The organism is Pseudomonas sp. LBUM1674 (assembly GCF_059695635.1).
The window spans coordinates 5309618-5332015 of sequence record NZ_CP166779.1; the positions used below are offsets into that span (position 1 = coordinate 5309618).

General features: G+C 60.2%; 18 protein-coding genes. All 18 read right to left on the bottom strand.

Annotation, left to right across the window (positions count from 1 at the left end):
• Window positions 1–7 precede the first annotated feature (7 nt).
• Window positions 8–1027: a flagellar motor switch protein FliG gene (gene fliG, locus ACA067_RS24320; protein WP_497458848.1), complete on the bottom strand. Its 1020-nt coding sequence runs from the start codon at window positions 1025–1027 to the stop codon at window positions 8–10.
• Window positions 1020–2807 (bottom strand): flagellar basal-body MS-ring/collar protein FliF, encoded by a 1788-nt coding sequence (fliF, locus tag ACA067_RS24325; protein WP_497458849.1) that lies wholly within the window; start codon window positions 2805–2807, stop codon window positions 1020–1022. The genes fliG and fliF overlap by 8 nt, the downstream gene beginning before the upstream one ends.
• 15 nt (window positions 2808–2822) lie before the next feature.
• The gene (fliE, locus tag ACA067_RS24330; protein WP_064679115.1) at window positions 2823–3152 is read right to left on the bottom strand and encodes a flagellar hook-basal body complex protein FliE; all 330 of its coding nucleotides are present in this window, start codon (window positions 3150–3152) and stop codon (window positions 2823–2825) included.
• A 417-nt stretch (window positions 3153–3569) separates the two neighbouring features.
• Complete coding sequence (gene fleR / locus ACA067_RS24335; protein ID WP_497462841.1) at window positions 3570–4955, bottom strand: sigma-54-dependent response regulator transcription factor FleR; 1386 nt, start codon at window positions 4953–4955, stop codon at window positions 3570–3572.
• A gap of 5 nt (window positions 4956–4960) precedes the next feature.
• The gene (locus tag ACA067_RS24340) at window positions 4961–6184 is read right to left on the bottom strand and encodes a sensor histidine kinase (RefSeq protein ID WP_497458850.1); all 1224 of its coding nucleotides are present in this window, start codon (window positions 6182–6184) and stop codon (window positions 4961–4963) included.
• A 131-nt stretch (window positions 6185–6315) separates the two neighbouring features.
• Complete coding sequence (locus tag ACA067_RS24345; protein ID WP_497458851.1) at window positions 6316–7791, bottom strand: sigma-54 dependent transcriptional regulator; 1476 nt, start codon at window positions 7789–7791, stop codon at window positions 6316–6318.
• A gap of 172 nt (window positions 7792–7963) precedes the next feature.
• A complete protein-coding gene (fliT, locus tag ACA067_RS24350; protein ID WP_497458852.1) occupies window positions 7964–8260 on the bottom strand; it encodes a flagellar protein FliT in 297 nt (98 codons plus the stop codon).
• Window positions 8261–8275: 15 nt separating this feature from the next.
• Window positions 8276–8674, bottom strand: a complete 399-nt coding sequence (gene fliS / locus ACA067_RS24355) for a flagellar export chaperone FliS (RefSeq protein ID WP_497458853.1) — start codon at window positions 8672–8674, stop codon at window positions 8276–8278.
• 96 nt (window positions 8675–8770) lie between these two features.
• Window positions 8771–10132, bottom strand: a complete 1362-nt coding sequence (gene fliD, locus ACA067_RS24360) for a flagellar filament capping protein FliD (RefSeq protein WP_497458854.1) — start codon at window positions 10130–10132, stop codon at window positions 8771–8773.
• A 151-nt stretch (window positions 10133–10283) separates the two neighbouring features.
• Window positions 10284–12335: a flagellin N-terminal helical domain-containing protein gene (locus ACA067_RS24365; protein WP_497458855.1), complete on the bottom strand. Its 2052-nt coding sequence runs from the start codon at window positions 12333–12335 to the stop codon at window positions 10284–10286.
• Window positions 12336–12574: 239 nt separating this feature from the next.
• The gene (locus tag ACA067_RS24370) at window positions 12575–13501 is read right to left on the bottom strand and encodes a ketoacyl-ACP synthase III (RefSeq protein ID WP_497458856.1); all 927 of its coding nucleotides are present in this window, start codon (window positions 13499–13501) and stop codon (window positions 12575–12577) included.
• A gap of 337 nt (window positions 13502–13838) precedes the next feature.
• The gene (locus tag ACA067_RS24375; protein ID WP_497458857.1) at window positions 13839–15428 is read right to left on the bottom strand and encodes a flagellar hook-associated protein 3; all 1590 of its coding nucleotides are present in this window, start codon (window positions 15426–15428) and stop codon (window positions 13839–13841) included.
• A 14-nt stretch (window positions 15429–15442) separates the two neighbouring features.
• Window positions 15443–17467: a flagellar hook-associated protein FlgK gene (flgK, locus tag ACA067_RS24380; RefSeq protein WP_497458858.1), complete on the bottom strand. Its 2025-nt coding sequence runs from the start codon at window positions 17465–17467 to the stop codon at window positions 15443–15445.
• Window positions 17468–17484: 17 nt separating this feature from the next.
• On the bottom strand, window positions 17485–18786 hold the full coding sequence (flgJ, locus tag ACA067_RS24385; RefSeq protein ID WP_497458859.1) for a flagellar assembly peptidoglycan hydrolase FlgJ: 1302 nt from the start codon (window positions 18784–18786) through the stop codon (window positions 17485–17487).
• An 11-nt stretch (window positions 18787–18797) separates the two neighbouring features.
• Window positions 18798–19871, bottom strand: a complete 1074-nt coding sequence (locus tag ACA067_RS24390; RefSeq protein ID WP_497462842.1) for a flagellar basal body P-ring protein FlgI — start codon at window positions 19869–19871, stop codon at window positions 18798–18800.
• 42 nt (window positions 19872–19913) lie between these two features.
• Window positions 19914–20609 (bottom strand): flagellar basal body L-ring protein FlgH, encoded by a 696-nt coding sequence (gene flgH, locus ACA067_RS24395; RefSeq protein ID WP_497458860.1) that lies wholly within the window; start codon window positions 20607–20609, stop codon window positions 19914–19916.
• Between the two features lie 52 nt (window positions 20610–20661).
• Entirely contained in the window at window positions 20662–21447 is a 786-nt protein-coding gene (gene flgG / locus ACA067_RS24400) for a flagellar basal-body rod protein FlgG (protein ID WP_128871735.1), read from the bottom strand.
• A 48-nt stretch (window positions 21448–21495) separates the two neighbouring features.
• The gene (locus ACA067_RS24405; protein WP_150764546.1) at window positions 21496–22233 is read right to left on the bottom strand and encodes a flagellar basal body rod protein FlgF; all 738 of its coding nucleotides are present in this window, start codon (window positions 22231–22233) and stop codon (window positions 21496–21498) included.
• Between the last annotated feature and the right edge of the window lie 165 nt (window positions 22234–22398).

Consider the following 22398-nt stretch of genomic DNA (forward strand, 5'->3'; position numbering starts at 1 on the left):
AGTGATGTCAGATCATCTCTTCGCCGCCCTTCCCGCCGAGAACGATTTCTCCGGCTTCGGCCATACGGCGGGCAATGGTGAGGATTTCTTTCTGCGCGGTTTCCACGTCGCTGACGCGCACCGGACCCTTGGCCTCGAGGTCGTCGCGCAACAGTTCGGCCGCCCGCTTGGACATGTTCTTGAAGATCTTGTCCTTGACGTTTTCATCCGAGCCCTTGAGGGCCAGCACCAGCACATCGGAGGACACTTCGCGCAGCAACGCCTGGATCCCGCGGTCATCGACATCGGCCAGGTTGTTGAACACAAACATCAGGTCTTCGATCCGGCCGGACAGGTCTTCGTCGACTTCGCGGATCGAGTCCATCAACTGGCCTTCGACCGAGCTGTCGAGGAAGTTCATGATGTCGGCCGCGCGCTTGATGCCCCCCAGGTTGGTACGCGAGGCACTCGAATTGCCGGCGAACTGCTTCTCGAGAATCTGGTTGAGTTCTTTCAGGGCGGCTGGTTGCACGGTGTTGAGCGCGGACACCCGCAAGATAATGTCGAGGCGCACCTTGTGATCGAAGTTGCCCAGCACCTCACCGGCCTGGTCCGGGTCGAGATAGGCGACCACGATGGCCTGGATCTGTGGGTGCTCATAACGGATCACGTCGGCGACGGCGCGCGGCTCCATCCACTTCAGGCTGTCGAGGCCGCTGGTGTTGCCGCCCAGCAGGATGCGGTCGATCAGGCCGTTGGCCTTCTCTTCGCCCAGGGCCTGGGTCAGCATTTTGCGCACGTAGTCGTCGGAGCCGACGCCCAGGCTGGTCTGGTCGCCGACGATGTCGACGAACTCGCTCATCACCTGCTCGACCTGCTCGCGGTGCACGTTGCCCATCTGCGCCATGGCCACGCCCACCCGCTGAACCTCCTTCGGGCCCATGTGGCGCAACACCTGGGCGGCGTCGGTGGAGCCCAGGGACAGCAGCAGGATCGCGGCTTTGTCGACCTTGGACAGTTTGGCGGCAGCGGCTCGGTTATCATTCATCTGCGTTAATCCACTCTTTCACGACCTGGGCCACGCGACCCGGGTCTTCTGCCACCAGGCTCTTGATTGCATTCAACTGGGCGTCATAGCCTTCGCTCGGGCTCGGCAGCAGGATGCTTTGCGGCCCGCCGAGGCTGACGCGGTCATTGGCCAGTTCGCCATCCAGACCGCCCATGCCACCCAATTCGACGTCACTGCCAATGCCGGCCAGCTGCTTGCCTTTGCCGCCATTGGTGATGTTGTTCAGTACCGGACGCAGCACGCCGAAGACCAGCACCAGGATGAACAGCACACCCAGCACTTGCTTGAGCACATCCCAGAACCACGGCTGGGAGTAGAACGGCACATCGGCGATCACTTCAGCACGCTCGGCGGAGAACGGCATGTTGATCACGCTGACGCTGTCGCCACGGCTGGCGTCGAAACCGACGGCGTCCTGCACCAGGCGGGTGAAGCGCGACAATTCATCGGCAGTCCACGGCGCACGGGTGGTTTCACCGTTGGCCGGGTTGATCCTGACCTGATCATCCACCACCACCGACACCGACAGGCGATTCAAACGGCCCTGCTGCTGTTTGGTGTGGCTGATGGAACGGTCGAGCTCGAAGTTACGGGTGGACTGGGAACGCTTGTCAGCCGGGTACGGTGCGAGCATCGGCTGGCCGGTGGCCGGGTCCATGATTTGCTGACCGTTGGCGTCGAGCAACGGCTGGCCAGGCTGCACCATGCCGGCCGACGCGGTGCCGCCACCGGTGGTTGCAGGGGCGGACGCCGGCGATGGTGGCTGGTTGCTCAGGGCACCCGGCACGCCTTGCGGGCCATTGCTGGTGGTGCGTTGTTCGTTCACCGATTGTTCGCTGCGCAACGCCGGCTGGTCCGGGTTGAACTGCTCGGAGGTCGACTCGACGGCACTGAAATCCACATCGGCCGAGACTTCGGCTTTGTAGCGATCATTGCCCAGCACCGGTTGCAGGATGTTATGCACGCGCTGGGTGAGCATGCTTTCCATGCGGCGGCTGTAGTCGAATTGCTTGCCGGCCATGGTCAGCTCGGAATTTTCCGCCTGATCCGACAACAGGTTGCCCTTCTGATCGACCACGGTGACCTGGGATTTGCTCAGCTCAGGCACACTGGTGGCGACCAGATTGATGATCGCCAGCACCTGGCCAGGTTCCAGGGAACGGCCGGAATACAGCTCGATCAGCACCGACGCGCTGGGCTTGCGCTCATCGCGCACGAACACCGAGCTTTTCGGAATGGCCAGGTGCACGCGGGCACCCTTGACGTTGTTCAGGCTGGAGATGGTCCGTGCCAGTTCGCCTTCCAGGCCGCGCCGATAGCGGGTCGCTTCCATGAACTGGCTGGTGCCCAGGCCCTGGTCCTTGTCGAGGATTTCAAAACCGATATTGCCGTCGCTGGGAGTGACACCAGCGCCCGCGAGCTTGAGGCGCGCGCGGGACAGGTCTTCGGCCTTGACCAGCAAGGCGCCGGAATTGGGTTCGACAGAGTAGGCAATATCGGCGGCCGCCAGGGTATCCATGACCTGCTTGGCGTCCATCCCGGCGAGGCTGCCGTACAGAGGCCGGTAGTCCGGTTGCTGGGACCACAACACCACGGCAAAGCCAATCGCCACGCTCGCCGCCAGACCGACCAACAGGCCCACCTGACGCAGCATGGTCATCTCGGAGAGATTTTCCAGGAAGGACAAGCCGAACAGCGGCGGCTTGCCGCCTATCGGAGTGGTCCTGGCCGGAACGTTATCAGCGCCTGGTTCTGCCATGACTCGATATCGTCCTTAAACCGGCATCTGCATGATGTCTTGGTAGGCCTGGACCAGCTTGTTACGGACTTGGGTGATCGCCTGGAAAGACACACCGGCTTTTTCCTTGGCAATCATCACGTCGGTCAGATCGACACCGCTTTTGCCGATCTCGAACGCCGTGGACAACTGGCTGGAGGCCTGCTGGGTTTCGTTCACTTTATTGACGGCCTGACCGAGCATGTCGGCAAAGCTGCTGCCCGGCAGTTGCGGGACGGCAGCCGTCGGTTTCGGCGCAGACATGGCATCCATTTGCATGGCCCGCATGTCCAGCATCAACCGATTGAATTCAATACCTTGGCTCATCGTCTACTCTCTTTGGCGACCGCAATTTTTTGACGCTCACTCGGCGGGTAGTCAGGTGTTAGCAACAAGGGTGCCAGCTCCATGGCCACGAAAAACAAAAGCCCCTGCGGGCTTTGACTCAACCGTTAATCACCGCAAAACATTGTGGGAGCGAGCTTGCTCGCGAAGGCGGCGTGTGAGGCGATACATGTATTGGCTGACACTCCGCCCCCCCCCTGTAGGAGCTGGCTTGCCAGCGAAGGCGGTGTGTCAGGCGACACATGTATTGGCTGATAGACCGTCTTCGCTGGCAAGCCAGCTCCTACAGGGGGGCGGTGTGTCAGGCGACACATGTATTGGCCAATAGACCGTCTTCGCTGGCAAGCCAGCTCCTACAGGGGGTCGTGTTGCGGCATGATTGGGTGGTTCGTTTCCGGATCAGGTGGCGAACAGGCAGGCTTCCACATCCATTCCCGCATCACGCATCTGCGCCAGCTTGTAACGCAAGGTGCGCGGACTGATACCCAGGCGTTCGGCCGCCTCTTTGCGCCGCCCACGCTCGGCGCGCAAGGTGTCGATGATCATCTGGAACTCACGGCGCCGCAGATCATCGCCCAAGGCCCCGGCAGATTCCGCTTCGACCTCAACGGCGCGCACCGTGGCAGGCGCCAGGCCCGGCAACGGCGCACAGGCAACCGGCCCCGCCAGGCAAAAATCCTGAGGCTGAATCAACCCGCCCTGCTGCAGAATCAGCGCCCGCTGAATCGCATTATCCAGCTCACGCACATTGCCGGGCCATGGATAACCGATCAGGCATGCCTGCGCCTCGGGCGACAGGCGTGCCGCGGCATGCTTCATTTTGTGGACGTACTTGGCCAGCAAGCGCTCGGCCAGCGGCAGGATATCCGCAGTACGCTCGCGCAACGGACGCCAGGCCAACGGAAACACCGACAGCCGATAATACAGGTCCTCACGGAACCGCCCCGCCGCCACTTCAGCGGCCAGGTCACGGTTAGTGGTGGCAACCACCCGAATATCCAGGATGATCGGCTTGCGTGCACCGACCCGCTCGACCTCCCGCTCCTGCAACACCCGCAAAAGCTTGGCCTGCAAACCCAAGGGCATTTCGGAAATTTCATCGAGCAGGATGGTCCCGCCGTCCGCCTGTTCGAACTTGCCGGCCTGCGCCGCGATGGCGCCGGTGAACGAACCCTTCTCGTGACCGAACAGCGTGGCCTCGAGCATGTTGTCGGGGATGGCTGCGCAGTTGATCGCAATAAACGGCTGACTGGCGCGCCGGGAGTGCTGATGGATGTACCGGGCCAGCACTTCCTTGCCGGTCCCGGACTCACCGGAGATCAGCACCGTGGAATCACTGCGCGCGACCCGCGCGGCCAATTCGAGCAATTGCGCACTGGCCGGCTCAAACGCTATCGGCCCCTCGCCTTCGCTCGCACCAAGACTGCCAAGCGCATGCCGCGCCACCAGGTCAAGCAAGGTCCTGGGCTCGAACGGCTTGACCAGATAATCCGCCGCACCTTGACGCATCGCGTCGACCGCCCGCTCCACCGCGCCATGGGCCGTCATCAGCAACACCGGCAATTGCGGCTGACGCGCCCGCAGCAAGCCGAGCAATTGATGGCCATCCATGCCCGGCATGTTGACGTCGCTGAGCACCAGATTGAACGCCTCGACACTGACGGCGGCCAGCGCCTCCTCCGCCGAACCCACGGCGGTGTAAGCGTGACCGCCGAGCAGCAGCGTATCCGCCAAGGCTTCGCGCAATGCGCGGTCGTCCTCGACCAGCAATACCTTGATCGCCATGTTGTTCATTGCGCCCCCTGAACGCGGGGCTTGTCTGCCGAAAAAAGCGGCAGGCTCACCAGTGCGCAGGTGCCGCGACCCAGCCGCGAGCGCAACTGCAATTGGCCCTGGTGGGCCCGCGCCACCGCCTTGACCACGGTCAGGCCGAGGCCGGTACCGGTGGCCTTGGTGGTGAAAAATGGCTCGCCCAGGCGGGCCAGCACCTGGCTGTCGATGCCACTGCCGCTGTCACTGACCGCGACGCGCAAGCTGTTGTCGCGGCTATAGAGATGAACCTTCAAGCGCACCTCACCGGCACTGGCCTGAATCGCGTTCTCGATCAGATTCAGCAGGGCGCCGACCAAGGTGTCGCGATTGCACAGCAGCTCCCCCGAATGGCTGTCGCACTGCCAGCGGATCGGCAACGCCTGCACCTGGGTCAGCGCCGCCGCCTGCAGCGCCTGCAAGAGCATTTTCGGCGTGACGCGATCGGTCAGCGGTAGCTCGCCGCGGGCGAACACCAGCATGTCGCGCACCTGATGCTCGAGCTCATGCAACCGCTCCTTGAGGCGCCCGGCGAAACGTTGCTGGGTCTCGACCGGCAGCGTTTGCTCAGTCAAATGACTGGCATAGAGCAAGGCCGCGGACAACGGCGTGCGAATCTGATGGGCAAGCGAGGCGACCATGCGCCCCAGGGATGACAGCCGTTCGTGGCGCGCCAGTTGATCCTGCAGGTGGCGGGTTTCAGTCAGGTCGTTAAGCAACACCAACTGCCCCGGCTCGGCATCCAGCGACCGCGTGGCGATCGACAGGCGTCGGCCATCCTTGAGGGACACTTCATGGCCATCGTCCTCCCGGGGCGCGAAGCACCGGGCAATGACCTGCCGCCACAACTCGCCTTCGAGGGGCAGCCCCAGCAGTTCACAGGCCGCGGGATTGGCTTCGCGCACGATGCCCTGGGCATCGATGACGATGACGCCGCCGGGCAACAGATCAAGGAGGTTTTGCAGGCGGTTGGCCAGGCGTTCCTTTTCCGCCAGTTCCTGCATGCGCTGGGCGCTGACCACTTCCAGCTCACCCTTGAGCTCGGTGACCCGGGCCTCGAGCATGCTGTAGGAGTCGGTCAATTGGCTCGACATCTGGTTGAACAGGGCAAACGACTGCTCAAGGCCAAGCCGGCTTGTCTGCTCTACGGACGACGGTAGCCCCAAGGCGTCAGGGACAGGAGACATCTGGGCGGCTTGGGGCATCGTGCTCTCTCGCTGGGCTGACCGTCATTTAAACGGAAGGTTGCGAGGGCTGTAGCAATACCCGTGCCCAAAAAAAACCGCCTACTGTAGGAGCGAGCTTGCTCCTACAGGGGGGGGTTGCAAAACAGGCGTCAATCCTCCGCCTGTTCATCACCCTCACGCCGGCTCATGCCGTATTTGCGCATCTTCTCCACCAGGGTGGTGCGACGAATACGCAGCCGTTCCGCGGCGCGCGCGACGATGCCATTGGCATCATCCAGTGCCTGCTGAATCAGCCCCTGTTCCAGACCACCGAGGTAGTCCTTCAGGTCCAGGCCTTCCGGCGGCAGCAGCGCGTTGGCGCTGAAGTCCGGGGTATGCCCGTTGATGGCCACCCGCTCTTCGAGATCGCTGCGCAGGCTGTCGACCAGTTGCTCGTCTTCATCGTCGACATAGCGAAATTTCTTCGGCAACTCGACCACGCCGATCACCCCATAGGGATGCATGATCGCCATGCGCTCCACCAGGTTGGCGAGCTCACGGACGTTACCCGGCCAGCCATGACGGCACAGCGACATGATCGCCGCGGAATTGAAACGGATCGAACCGCGCTTCTCGTGCTCCATGCGCGAGATCAGCTCGTTCATCAGCAGCGGGATGTCTTCGACACGCTCGCGCAGGGGCGCCATTTCAATCGGGAACACGTTCAGGCGGTAGTACAGGTCTTCGCGGAACGAGCCGATCTCGATCATGCTTTCGAGGTTCTTGTGGGTCGCCGCGATGATGCGCACATCGACGCTCTGGGTCTTGTTACTGCCCACACGCTCGAAGGTGCGCTCCTGCAACACGCGCAACAGCTTGACCTGCATCGGCAGCGGCATGTCGCCGATTTCATCGAGAAACAGAGTGCCGCCGTTGGCCAGTTCGAAGCGCCCGGCCCGGCTGGTGATCGCCCCGGTGAAGGCGCCCTTCTCATGCCCGAACAGTTCGCTTTCCAGCAACTCGGCCGGAATCGCCCCGCAATTGACCGGCACGAACGGCGCGTCACGCCGCTTGGAGTGGTAATGCAGATTGCGCGCAACCACTTCCTTGCCAGTGCCGGACTCCCCGAGGATCAGCACGCTGGCATCGGTGTCGGCAACTTGCTGCATCATCTGCCGCACGTGCTGAATCGCCCGGCTGGTACCGACCAGACTGCGGAAAAGATTGGGCTCGCGATGACGACCGCGCTCGCGCGCCTGGTCATACATCTCGCGATAGACCTGGGCACGGTGCAACGAGTCGAGCAATTTGCTGTAGCTGGGCGGCATTTCCAGGGTCGACAGCACGCGACGACGCAAGTCTTCCGGCAAGTCAACGGAAGAATTATCGCCCATCAGCAACACCGGAAGGAACTCATCCCAGGTCGAGAGTGTCTTTAACAAGCCCAGCAGTGCGCCAGGCGCACTGACCGTGCCAATGAGGACACAGATCACTTCACGACTAGACGACAACGAGCCGACCGCCTGCTGCCAGTCATGGCTGCCGCAGGGTAAATTTTCTTCGCCAAGAAAATTCAAAATCACCGCCAGATCCCGGCGGCGAACGCTATCGTCATCGATCAGCAGAATTTTGGTTTCACGCCACATGCAATAGCTACTTCCCTAGTCAACCCGGTGCCCGAAATGAGTGGGCAAGCCAGACGCTCGCAGACCGAAAAGCCTGTACACGCCTGAAATCTGGAAACAGCCACTAGTTAAGTCAAAAAACCGTGCACAGTCAAATTTATGGCGCAGTACAATTTGGACTAATGTCGGTTTTTCAACCGAACAGATGGTAAACCTTTGCCGCGCTCTTCGCTTGGGTGATCTGGGACATTTCGTCGACTATCGACTGACGCTCACCCATCGCCACCGTCAATAAATCCTTGTAGACCGCCAGCAGGCTCTCCAGATTCGTGCGCACCGCCGCCTCGTCGATGGGTGCTTCGGTGAGCACCTCGTCGACGCATTCACGACACGCCATATCCAGTTCGCCGATCGCATTCCAATTGCGCTCGGCCAGCGCATCGATGAGGGCTTCGCGGGTTTGTTCAATCCGTTGCAGTGCTTGACTCATGGCGTCATCCTCACACTAGCCGACTTGTTGATCCGCAATTGCATCCCAGCCGCTTTTAACCGTGATCAGCAGGCGGGCCACTTCGTCGATGATCTCAGGGTCGTTTTGCGCATTGGCCAGGGTCAAACGGACGGTCATGTATTCGTACAGGCTGTCCAGCTGCTGCAAGGCGGCCTTGTCTTCAGTCTTTTCTTCATCCAGGCCCTGACGCAAGCCGGTGATGATGTCGATAGCCTTGGTAATCAACAGCGCCTTCTGCGCGATATCACCACGACTGATCGCACCTTTGGCCTGTGCCATGCGATCCAGACCGCCTTCCATCAGCATTTGAATCAGGCGATGGGGGCTGGCTTCAGAGACTTGAGCGTGGGAATTAACCTTCTGATACTGACGAAGGGCGCGCATCGGGTTCATGTTTCTACCTCATTACAGATGACAGGCAAAATGACTGGGACATGCTCTCTATGTCGACGGTGGCGCGAAAAACTTTAGCCCCGAGATTGAGCCAAATCAGTCGTCTTTAGGGTTATTCAAAGAGTTGAGCGTGGTCATGATGCTGGAGCTGCTGGCATTCATCTGCGCGATCAAGGTGTCCATCGCCGTGTATTTGGCGCTCAGGGTGCTTTTCAAGGACTCCATACGGCGATCCAGGTCGGCTTGCTCAGTGGTCAGGTCGGTCAGCTTGGTGTTCAAGTCCGAGGCACGAGAGGCCAGCAGGCCGGCGGTACCAACATAGGCACCCGTGGCTTTGGTCATGCGCGCAACCAGACCTGTGTCACCGGTAAACACCTTGGAAATCTCAAGCGCACCGTCAGGTGTCGCCACCGCGGCGTCCCATTTTTTGTCATCCAGAGTCAGCAACCCGCTTTTCTGGTCGGTACTGATGCCCATTTGCGACAAGTTGCCGATGCTCGACCCACTGGTGTTTTGCAGCAGTTCGTTGCGAATACCGTTGACCAATTGACGCATGGAAGCATCGCCGGTCAGCGCGCCCGAGGTGGTAGTCGCCGCATCACCCGTCGCCGTGACTTTGGTTTGGGTGTTGATCGAAGTCAGCAGCGCGTTGTACGCCGTCACAAACGACTGAACCGAGGTTTTCAGGGTGCCGGTGTTGGAGGCCACGGTGATGGTCGAGGCCTTGGTGTCAATCAGCTCAAGGCTCACGCCACTGATGGCCGACGTGATTTTGTTGCTCGACGATTCCATGGCGATGCCGTCGATGGTGTATTGCGCGTTAACCGGCGGTTTACCGGCGCTATACCCGGTCGACAACTCAGAGTCACCGCTAATGGTAATGTCGGTGCCCTTGCCCGTGGTCTGCGAGCTGATCACCAGGCGTGAACCATTGGCGTCGGTCAGGACGTTGGCACTGATGCCTTTGGATTGCAGCTGCGTGTTGATCGCGTCACGGGTCTGCTGCATGGTCGCACCCGCCGGGATCGCGACGTTGTAGTCGTTATCGGACTGCGAGATGGTCAGGGTCGTGGACTGCGTACCCGCGTTGACAACCGCCGAAGCACCGCCCTCAAACACCTTGCTGGTCACTTTTGAAGCCGTCGCCAATTGAGTGACATCCAGCGCATAGGTACCGCTGGAGGCCTTGTCATCAATCGTGACCTTGGAAATTTTCTCGTCAGACGACGAAGCGGCCAAACCGTTGAAGCTGGACACGCTATTGAGCTTGGCAATCGCCGTACGATAGGTTTCGAGCGCGACTTTTACCGTACCCACCGCCGACAACTGAGTCGTGGTACTGGTTTGCAGCTTGGTGATCTGGCTTTGCTTGGGTGCTTTTTCAGCATTCACCAAGGCAGTCACAATCCCGACGGTATCGAAACCTGAACCGACACCCGTAATGGTTGAACTGGCCATCTGTATTCTCCTTAGCCGGTGGCTGCTGCTTTATTGGCGAGCAAGGCCGATGCGGCAGACAGCATCACAATTCGTGCCACCTTCAAACGCTGAAAACTGAAAAAACAAAAGGGCACGTAAACGCACCCTTCTGTTCAACCAAGCGCTGAAATTACTGAAGCAGTTTCATCACAGCGGATGGCAGCTGGTTAGCCTGGGACAGGATCGCAGTGGATGCCTGTTGCAGGGTTTGTTGCTTGGTCAGTTCAGCAGCTTCGGAAGCGAAGTCAGTGTCCTGAACACGACCCAGTGCAGCGGTGGAGTTCTCGGTGATGCTTTGCAGGTTGGCCACGGTGCTGGTGAGACGGTTTTGAACGGCACCCAGAGCGGAACGCTGGGTGTCGATCTGCTGGATCGCGTCGGCCAGAGCCTGGACGGTACGCTGGGAGTCAGCGGCAGTCAGAACGCTCAGGTCGGAAACGGTGGTTTCTACGGTGGTGGCGGTGGTTTTACCCGTGCCAGCACCCGCTGCTGCGGCGGCGGTCAGACCCAGTGCTTCCAGACCAGTACCTGCACTGCCATTCTTGACGGTGATGTCTTTGTTGGAGAACAGCTTCAGGGTGCCATCAGTGTTTTTGCTGGCGGTTACGCCGGTGCTGGCGCTGTTGATCGAGGAAACGATCGTGTCAGCGGAATCACCCTTCTTGAATTTGACTTCAACACCGTTCAGCTCGATCGACGTGTCTGCGGTCAATTTAGCCTGAGAAGTACCTGCCGACAGACCCAGCTGAGCCAGCGAACCGCCTGCAGCGTTGGTCAGCTTGATGTCCTTGCCATCAGTGGAGGTCAGCTCGACACGGCCTTCGGTGTTGAAGGTGGCGGACTTGATGCCTTCGATCGCGCTCATCTTGTCGATGACTTGAGAGACGGTATCAGTCTTGGTCCACGAAACGGACTTGCCGTTGATCGCGATTTCACCGGCCGTACCCATTGCAGAACCGGCTGATTTAGGGGTAGTAGTGGTGGCTGCTGTGGTGTTGGCCGAAGTCGCGGTCAGACCGGATTTCGCTGCGTCAGCACCGCCCACGGCGATTGCGGAAGCCGAGGTCAGCTTCATCACGCCAGTCGCGTCATTGAAGGTCGCTGTTACTGTCGCATCAGCAGCCGTGATTGCTAAAGCCAGCGCGGTACCTTTCATGCCGTCTGTAATGGCAACTTTGTTGCCGTTGATGGTGATTTCGTCTGTCGCCAACAGGGTGGAAGCGGCACCACCGGTGGTCAGGGTCGAAACGGCAGAACTTGTCGCTGTGGCGCCAGTCGTTACTGCAGTCGTTGTTGCAGCAAGACCGGAGTTAGCGATATCTGCACCACCCATGACGATGGCGGAAGCGGAAGTCAGCGTCAGTGTGCCTGCGGTTTCATCCCACGAGGCGTTGACGGTGCTGTCAGCGGTGGTGATGGCCGCAGCAAGAGCGGCACCTTTCATGCCAGCTGTCAGCGCAACGGAATTACCGTTAACAGTGATGTCATCAGCAGCAGTAATTGTTGAAGTACCCGCCGTCTGCAAGTTCGCCTGAGTCGAACCCGTCACGGATGCAGCAGTAACAGTACGGGAAGTCGTCGTGGTGGTAGCAGTCGCCAGCACTGTACCGACGGAGGAGGCTTCCAGGTTTTTCATCGCAGCGCCACTCACAGCCGCTTCGCTGTAAGACCCCTTCAAACCAGTAGCGCTGATATCGCTCATGCCAAACGAGATAGTCTGGTTGGCATCAGAACCGATCTGGAACGCCTGGTTCTGGAACGAGCCGTCCAGCAGGTTGCGACCACCGAAGGTGGTGGTTTGGGCGATACGGGTCAGTTCACCGGTTTTCGCCGTGAATTCTTGCTGCAGGGCGGAACGGTCAGCGTCGCTTTTGTCACTGTTCGCGGACTGCAGGGCCAGTTCACGCAGACGTTGCAGAATGTTGGTCGACTCTTGCATCGCGCCTTCAGCGGTCTGTGCAATCGAGGTGCCGTTGTTGGCGTTGGCGATCGCCACGCTCATGCCTTTAACCTGGGAGGTCAGACGGTTGGCGATCTGCATGCCAGCAGCATCGTCCTTGGCGCTGTTGATTTTCAGGCCGGAAGACAGACGGGTCATCGAGGTGCTCAGCGCATCACCAGCTTTGTTCAGGTTCTTCTGAACAGTCTGGGAGGTGAGGTTGGTATTTACTGACATAGACATGACGAAATCCTCATTGGTTGGGTGCTGCGGCTTCCGGCCCTGGCAACCGCCGGGTGTGGCCTAGAGAACCTTCGTAATGGTTATCGTCGTGAACGCATTTTGCTTGAGGGCTTTTTTCGAATTATTTACTAGCACCGTGCCACTTCTTGAGATTCAAGGCCTTACATCACTCTGCCCAAACGCAAAAACGCCCATGACCTTTCGGTCATGGGCGTTTCGTTGTAGCCGTTATTCGCGGATCAAGGGCGGTGGATAATCGCCGAGCCCCAGGACAGGCCCACACCAAAACCACTGATCGCCACCCGCTTCCAGCTGGAATCAAACATGTGCTTTTCCAGCAACAGCGGAATGCTCGAAGACACCGTGTTGCCAGTCTCGACCATGTCCTTGATGAACTTCTCCGGCTCACCTTCAAAACGTCGCGCCACGGCATCAACGATAGCCGCACTACCCTGGTGAATGCAGAACGCATCAACGTCCCGGGAGGTCAGGCCCGACTCATTAAGCAACTCATGCAAATGCGCCGGCACCTTGAGCAAGGCAAAGTTGAACACCTGCCGCCCGTTCATATAGAACACCCCATCCGTCACCTTCAGGTGAGGCGCGCCGGAGCCGTCGGTGCCGAACTTGGCTTTGTCCAGCTGCCAGACTGCGTCTTCACCCATCCAGGTGGCTGTGGCAGCGTCGCCAAACAACATGGTGGTGTTGCGGTCTTCCGGGTCGACGATCTTCGAATACGGGTCGGCGGTGATCAGCAGGCCGTTCTTCAGGCCTGTGGCTTCCATGAAGCCCTTGATGGCATAGATGCCGTAGACATAGCCGGAGCAACCCAGGGAGATGTCGAAGGCCGCGACGTTGGTCGACAGGCCCAGTTTGTCCTGGACGATGGCGGAGGTGTGGGGCAGGCCTTCTTCGTCACCGTTCTGGGTGACGACGATCAGCACGTCGATGGATTGACGATCGAGTTGCGGATTATTCGCAAACAAGGCATTGGCCGCCTCGACACAGAGGTCGGAGGTTTCCTGCGTAGCGTCCTTGCGCGGCAGGAAGGCCGAACCGATTTTCCCGAGGATGAACTCTTCATCCTTGTCGAACTTCGCGCCCTGAGCATAATTATCCAGCCCACTCGCTGGCACGTAGCTGGCAATGCTTTTTATGCCAATCATTGTGGCTTCCCAATACTAAATAGCTGGAGATCACCGCTCGCAGACCGAGAGGTACTGAAATACTGGATTTCACCGAGCGAAAAAATACGGTGCAGACGCTTCAGGAACCCTGAAAACACGTCCGACAAGGGTCAGCCCCCTGCCCATCCTTTCTGACACAATACAGTGAAGATGCTCATTATGACTCGCAGGTCACGCATTATGCGTGCCTTGTGCCAAACATCCTTCCACAAACAAGCGATCAGCCGCCAACCGGATGACAAAAAACCCGCGACGAATGGAAAAAAGGGCCTGCGAGAGCGGGCCGGCATCGTGAATGCCGGCCATCGAGCAAGGATCAAAGCTTGTTGAACAGACTCAGCTGGGCGATTTTCACAAACGCCAGCTGCGAAGCCTGCAGCAGTGATTGCTGGAATGCCAGTTCGATGGACGCCGTGGCGACATCCGTATCACCGATAGCCGCCTGGGTACTGGTGTTGCTCAAGCCCTGGCTGACATTCTCGGCGCTCTGGATGTCTATGGCGTTCAATCGCGCCCCTATCGACCCTCGAACGTTATCGACCTGCTCGCTGGCATTGGACAGGTTGCCGATCGCCGCCGCTATCGTGTCCTTCAGCTTGATCTGTGCCAGAACGTTGCCATCGGACGGTGTTTCCAGCGCCTGGCGTAACTGACTCAAGGTATCCAGTGCACTTTGCGTCTGGTGGTTGCTGGCCCCCACCACAAACTGATCCTGCGCTTGCGGGTCGCCGGTAAAATCAAACTTGACGCCCGCGAACGTGATCGAGCCGGCAGTCAGGCCACCCTCGCCGATCGGTTTGCTGTCTGCCCCCATAGGCTGGGCATAGACTTGGTAATTGGTGGCGTCGGTGAACTTGATGACCACACCACTGTTGGGAAATCCTTTGACGTAGTCGTCCTGGTTCGCGACGCCGGACTGGGTGATCTGGGCCGTCGAATCGTTGCTCGGTGTCCGTGATGCGTTGAAGCTGTCAGGTTTGGTGCCCAGGGAGAAAGTGTAACCCTCGACCTCTTTGTCAGGCGTCATTGGCAGGGTGGTCGCAGGATCAACAGGCGCCTTGAGTCGCAACGTGATGTCGAACTCCACACCCCGCAGACTGATGGTCGAGCCACCTTCTTTTTTCGAATCGAATAGGCCGTTGCCAGACACTTCGGACGTCACATCCTTACCATCCTTGTCTGCGACGGTGTAATGAGTACTGTCTACAAACTTCAGTTCGTAGGGCTCTCCAGCAGTAAAACTATTGGTGTAAGCCGCGTTCGACTTCATCAAGCCAGCGGACACTGAAACGGTACCGTCATTAGGCTTCGACGGATCAGGAAGCGCCTGGGTGCGCCCCGAGTTCGTAGCCGACTCGAGGATGTTTTTACCGGTATCGCTGCTGGCAATGGACAGAGTGTCCGACACCTGAAGGTTCAACTGGGTATCGTCACCCTGATAAGCGTAAGTGCCATCGTTGTTGCGCACATAAGGCGGTGTCGAGGTTTTCGAGCCGGAGAACATGTAGTTGCCCAACGAGTCCTTGCTGTTGAGCAAGCCCAATACTTGCGCTTCAATCTCGCCTATCTCGTTGGCAATGGTTTTTCGATCGGCATCGCTGTAGCCACCATTCCCCGCCTGGAGCGCCAACTCGCGAGCACGCTGCAGCGCGGTGTTGACGCTATCCAGCACACTTTCCTGGGTGGCCAGCGAACTCTTGATGCTGCCCATGTTGGTGCTGTACTGCCCCAGCATCGCCTTCTGCTGTTGCAGCATCAGCAACTGCGCAGCGCCCACAGGGTCATCCCCGGCACTTTGAATACGCACACCCGAGGTGATCTGCTCCTGGGTCTTGACGATCGAGGAGAAGTTATTCTGGTACTTGGCCGCACTCGTCTCAAAGTACTGGGCTGTAGAAATTCGCATCGTCGAAGACTCCCTTAAAGACTGTTGATCAGCGTGCTGAAGATTTCTTGCGCGGCCTTGATAATCTGCGACGACGCGGTGTAGTACTGCTGGAACTTGACCAGGTCGGCGGCCTCATCGTCGAGGTTGACCTGGGAGACAGAGGCGACCTCGGACTTGGCCCGCGCCAGAATCGCACCGCTCGCCGTGCTGTCGCCGAGGGCCTGGCTGGCCTTGGCGCCGACCTGTCCCACCAGCTGGCTGTAAGCGGTGCCCATGCTCATGCCGGCGTTGCCTTCACTGACACCGACCGTGGCCTTGGTCTGCAAACCCAACAGCTCGTTGGCGTTGCGGTTGTCTTTCTTGCCATCCACGTTGAACGCGACTTCGTACTTGTCATTCTTCGAAGGCGCGCCACTGACCGTGGTGTTGAAGGAAAACGATTTGCCGGGGATCGCCGCGCCAGACGCGTCGAGCATCGGCACCTTGATGGTCAGATCGTTGCCTTGGCCTGGAACGATTGTGCCCTTATCAATACTCTCCCCTTTCGAGTTGAATACTTCGTAATCCTGGCTACCGCCCACCGCGTCTTTGAAAGTCAGCGTCACCGGCATCGAATTCTTGACGCCTGCTTGCAGGCTGGCCAGGTCGGCGCCGCCATAAATGTCCAGTGGAATGGACAATGCGGGCGGTGTCAGCGCACCGGAACCACTGTTGCCGGTGCCGCTGGTCGCGACGAGAGGGCCGGCAAACGCCAGCTTGTTCGAGTCGGTCATCTGGGTCGTGATGGAACTCGCGCCGGAACGGGTCGGCATGACCTTGAACGAATCTCCGGCGCTCAGACCGCCGCCGTTGAGATCAAGTTTGAAACCATCGATTTCTGCCGCGGGCGACAGGTCGAAAGACCCCATCTCCTTGCCATCGGAACGCTTGACCGTGTACTTGTCCGCGGCCGTGAACGTGACCTGGTAGTCAAACGTGGTCAATGCACTGGAATTGGTGATGGTGACGTTGAGGTTGCCGGAACCTTTACTGTTAGTCGAAGCCCCCACGCTTCGCTGACTGATGGCGGCAGCACTGTTGATGTTGGAGAACAACGAGGCACCAAACTCGCCATTGGCATCGAGCCCCTGTCCCATCTGACGGTTGATCTTGTCGGCAACCACCAGCGCCGTGCGGCCCAAGTCGTTCATCGCCGGCACCAGCACGTCTTCGCGATAGCGCAGCAACCCGCCGATCTTGCCGCCGCTGATCACAGCCGTCACGTCACTGACCGACGACGGCGAGTTGATCTGGATATTCAGCTGATTCTTGTCGATCCCGCTTCTGACGGTCGAAAGTGTATTCGCCGTGTTGCCCATCACCAGCGACTGCCCCGTTCCCAGGGAAACGTTGTAGCTGCCGTTGTACTCCTGGACGGTAACTCCGACCAATTCATTGAGCGTGCGCACAGCTTCATTGCGGGCATCAAGCAAGTTGTTAGGGCCACTGCCGGTTGAGTTGCTGGCCTGGGAAATTTGCTGGTTCAACGAGGCAATCGACGACGTCAGCTGGTTGACCTTGTCGGTCATGGCGGTCAACTGACTGTTGATACCTTCGTTCTGCTGCTGCATCTGCGACGCCAGGGCGTTGAAGCGGTTGCTCAACGTTTGCGCATTGGTCAACAGCAACTGCCGCGCAGCGTTGTCGCTCGGCGCACCGGCAGATGTCTGCACCGAGGCAAAGAAGCTGCTCAATACCGCACTGATCCCCGTGGTCTTGTCGGAGAACAGCTTGTCCAGCGGGCTTACCTGCTCGAGGTAGGCGTTGGCATCGTTACTCAGTGAGGTGGAGGTTTGCAGCTGGTTGTCGAGGTAAGCGTTATAGACCCGACGCACATCGGCCAGGGTCGTACCGCTGCCGATAAACACCCCGCCATTAAGGTGCGAAGTATTACTGCTCTGAATGGTTTGTTGGCGTGAATAGCCGGCGGTGTTGGCGTTGGCAATGTTGTTGCCGACGGTCGCCAATGACACCTGGCTGGCGTTCAGACCCGACATCCCGATATTGAGCAAACTCATGATTCAGACCCTTATGCCTATAAAGGCGTGGTGGAAACGCCCGCCGCAGCGTAGTTCTGGTAACTGGTCATCTGCCTGGCTATCTGCGAAATCTTGCTGGCGTAGTCCGGGTCGGTGGCGTAACCGGCCTTCTGCAACTCGCGCACAAATTGTTCCGGGTTATCGGCGGATTTCACGACGTCTTGATAACGATTGTTCGATTGCAGCAAGGTCACAAGGTCATGGAAGCTGTCCTTGTAGGAGGCGTAGGAACGGAACTGCGCTGTCTCCTTGACCATTTCGCCATTTCTGAATTCGCTGGTGATCGCCCGCGCCGAATCGCCCTGCCAACTGCTGCCGGCCTTGATGCCGAACAGGTTGTGGCTGCTGCTGCCGTCCTGGGCGCGCATGACCGATTTGCCCCAGCCGGTTTCCAGGGCGGCCTGGGCCACCAGGTAACGGGGATCGACGCCGATGCGGTCGGCGGCTTCCTTGGCCATGGGCAGCATGGTGTTGACGAACTCGTCGGCGGAGCTGAAGGCCTTTTTCGCCGGTGCCAGGGGGATTTGCGCCATGGCACGGCCATGGACCTGCAAGCGCCCGCTGGAAGTGGTATCCGTTTGCGCAGTCAGCCAATCGCCGTTGTACAGGGGACCGGAACCGGTCTTGGTGCTCGGCGCCACCTGGATGTTGTTCAGCGCCGTCGTGGCGGACGGCGCCGTGGTCGATGCCGATGGCACCAGCCCGGCGAGCAAGCGGTCGGCCAGTTTCGGTGGCAGGGCCAGGCGTCGTTGATTGATCAGGGCCATGTCGTTGTGATGCGCGCCATCGCCCGCGCTCGCCGCCGACTGTACCGAGCGCGAAGCCCACAGCGGTCGCTCGCCATTGAGGCGCGACAAGGGGCCGTGGGTGGCGGCCGTGCCGGCGGCGATCGGTGTTTCCACGGCGGCTTTGGCGGCAGCCTGCTTGGCGGCGGACGCTGCCGCGGCCTCGCCCGGCGCCAGCGGTTTGTTCTTCGCCATCTGCCGCACCAACACGTCCGCCAGACCGATGCCGCCGCCTTCGCGGGACATGGATACGGCGAGCTGCTGGTCGTACATTTCCTGGTACTGCTTGGCCGCCGGGGTGTTGAGCGGGTTGTCCTGGCCCAGCGCGTCGGTGGCCGAGCGCATGGATTTGAGCATTTCACCGAGGAACAGCGACTCGAATTCCTGCGCGACCTTGCGCAGGTTGCCGTCACTGTTCTTGTCGCCGACCTTGAGCTGGTTCAGGCGATTGAGGTCCGAATAGGAGCCCGAGTCGCTGCTGCTGACCCCCACACCGCCCTTGCGCATGTCCATGGTCGTCATCCTCAGATCACGATCAAGTCGGCTTGCAAGGCGCCGGCCTGCTTCAGCGCTTCGAGGATGGCCATCAAGTCACCCGGCGCGGCGCCGACCTGGTTCACCGCTCGCACGATTTCGTCGAGGGTGGTGCCCGGGCCGAACTTGAACATCGGCTTGGCTTCCTGCTGGGCGTTGACCCGCGAGCGCGGCACGACCGCCGTCTGCCCGTTGGACAGCGGGCCGGGCTGGCTGACGATCGGGTCTTCGGTGATGGTCACGGTCAGGCTGCCGTGGGTCACGGCAGCCGGCGAAACCTTGACGTTCTGGCCGATCACGATGGTGCCGGTGCGGGAGTTGATGATGACTTTCGCCACCGCCTGCCCCGGGTCGACTTCGAGGTTTTCCAGGATCGACAGGTAGTCGACGCGCTGGCTCGGGTCCAGTGGCGCGCTGACGCGAATCGAGCCGCCGTCGATGGCCTGGGCGACGCCGGGGCCGAGCAGGTCGTTGATCTTGTCGACGATGCGCTTGGCGGTGGTGAAGTCCGAACGGTTGAGGTTCAGGGTCAGGCTGTTGCCCTGGTTGAACCCGCTCGGCACCGAACGCTCGACCGAGGCACCGCCCGGGATGCGCCCGGCCGAGGGCACGTTGACGGTGATCTTGGAACCGTCGCGACCTTCGGCATCGAAGCCACCGACCACCAGGTTGCCCTGGGCGATGGCGTAGACGTTGCCGTCGATGCCCTTGAGCGGGGTCAGCAGCAAGGTGCCGCCGCGCAGGCTCTTGGAGTTGCCGATGGAGGACACGGTTATGTCGATCTGCTGACCCGGCTTGGCGAACGCCGGCAAGTCGGCACTGATCGACACCGCTGCGACGTTTTTCAATTGCACGTTGCCCGAACCCGGCGGCACCTTGATGCCGAACTGCGAGAGCATGTTGTTGAAGGTCTGCAGGGTGAACGGGGTCTGGGTCGTCTGGTCGCCGGTGCCGTTGAGCCCGACCACCAGGCCGTAGCCGATCAATTGGTTGGAGCGCACCCCGGAAATGCTGGCGATGTCCTTCAGTCGCTCGGCCTGGGCGCTGGACGCTGCACACACCATCAAGGCCGCAACGATGAGACTTCTCAAATTCAACGTGGCCACCTAGAAAGGGAACAGCGGGCTGAGGAAGAAACGGTCGAACCAGCCTGGCTGACTCGCGTCGGCAAAGGCACCGGTGCCCGAGTAAGTGATGCGCGCGTCGGCGACCCGGGTCGAGGACACGGTGTTGTCGGTGGCGATGTCATCGGCGCGCACCAGGCCGGCAATCCGCACCAGCTCGTCGCCGGTGTTGAGGGTCAGCCACTTCTCGCCGCGCACGGCGATGATGCCGTTGGGCAACACCTCGGCGACAGTCACCGTGATCGAACCGGTCAGGCTGTTGCTCTGGCCGGACTTGCTGTCGCCCTTGGTTGCGCGGTCACCGGCGTAACCGACGTCCAGGCTCAGGTTACCGCTGCCCACCGGATCGCTGGTGTTCAGGCCGCCGCCGAAAAACGAGCTCAGGCCGATGTCGGTCTTGCTGTTCTTGGCGGTTTGCGAATTGGCGTTCTTGCTGGCCTGGGTGCGCTCGTTCAAGGTGATAGTGATGATGTCACCGACCCGGAACGCCTTGCGGTCGCTGTACAGGTTCTGTTCGAAACCGGCCTGGTAGATCGAGCCGTTGTTGGCCGCCGCCGGCAGCGGCGTGCGCGGCAACACCGGGGCGTAGTAAGGGTCATTGGGCTTGGGCGGTGGGGCGACACACCCCGCGAGCGCGGTGATCCCACTCAGTGCCAGGACAGATACAAAGCGATTCATGACCCTACCTCACGGTGTTGCTGGCGACCTCGTGGCCGCCCCATGGACTTGATTACAGATTCTGCGTGACGAACGAGAGCATCTGGTCGGCGGTGGAAATCACCTTGGAGTTCATCTCGTAGGCGCGCTGGGTGGTGATCATGTTGACCATCTCCTCAACGGTGCTGACGTTGGAGGTTTCCAGGGTGTTCTGCAGCGTGGTGCCGAACCCGGCCAGGCCTGGGGTGCCGACTTGCGGCGCGCCGCTGGCGGCGGTTTCCAGGAACAGGTTGTTGCCCACTGCCTGCAGGCCGGCCGGGTTGATGAAGTCGGCGGTTTGCAGGTTGCCGATCACCTGGGCGGCCGGGTTGCCGGCAACGGTGATGGACACGGTGCCGTCGCGACCGACCGTGAAGGTCTGGGCGTCGTTCGGGATGACAATGGCGGGTTCCAGGGCGAAGCCGCTGGCGTTGACGATCTGGCCGTTGGAGTCGAGGTGGAAGGTACCGTCACGGGTGTAGGAGGTGGTGCCATCCGGCTGCAGGATCTGGAAGAAACCGCGACCGTCGATGGCCATGTCCAACGGTTGCTCGGTGGTCTGCAGGCTGCCGGCGGTGAAGTTTTTCTGGGTGCCGACGATGCGCACACCGGTACCCACTTGCAGACCCGACGGCAGTTCGCTGTCCTGGGTCGACTGGGCGCCTGGCTGGCGCTTGATCTGGTAGAGCAAGTCCTGGAACTCGGCGCGGTCACGTTTGAAACCCGTGGTCGATACGTTGGCCAGGTTGTTGGAAATGGTCGTCAGGTTGGTGTCCTGGGCAGACAGGCCTGTTTTGGCAACCCATAGAGCCGGAAGCATTCGATTCTCCTCGTGCGCCTGTTTTACGGCGCGACGTTCTGATGATTATTAGATCTGCAAGACCCGAGCCATGGCCTGGTCGTCTTCTTTGGCGGTGTTCATCATCTTGACGTGCAGTTCGAACTGCTTGGCCAGGGCCAGCACCGAGGTCATCTCTTCCACGGCATTGACGTTGCTCGACTCGAGGAAACCGGACACCAGCTTGACGTTGGCATCGGCCTGCGCCGGTTGGCCGTCCTTGGTATGGATCGAACCGTCCAGGCCTTTGGTCATGTTCCTGAAGTCCGGGTTGACCAGTTTGATCCGGTCGACTTGCGCCATCACCCGCGGGCCCTCGCCCATCGCGCGAATACTGATGCTGCCGTCCTCGCCCACTTCGATCTGCTGCTCGGGCGGCACGGCGATCGGCCCGCCATTGCCCAGCACCGGCATCCCGTTGCCGGCCCGCAGCACGCCGAGAGCGTCGACGTTCAGGCTGCCGGTGCGCACGTAGCTTTCGCCGCCGTCGGGGTTCTGCACCGCAATCCAGCCGTTGCCTTGCACGGCGACATCGAGGTCGCGGCCGGTCTCTACCAGCGCGCCAGGGGAAAAGTCGGTGGCCGGACGCTCGGTCAGGGCAAACGCACGCGCCGCAAAGCCGTCACCGAACACCGGCATCGAACGCGCCTGCTCCAGGTCTTTCTGGAAGCCATTGGTGGAGATGTTCGCCAGGTTGTTCGCATGAGCCTTCTGCGCCAGTGCATTCTGGCTGGCGCCGGTCATTGCCACATAAAGGTACTTGTCCACACTCTTTCCTCTGCATGCCGGACGTTTGCCGCCCACAGCTGTACTGCTGAGCCATAAGCAATTTGCAGACCAACTTTTTTCTGGCGGCGCGGGGGCCGGTAAACAAAGGGGTTGAGGGAGTCGGAGGGGATTGGGGGGAATGGGTCGGAGACGAAAAACCGGCGG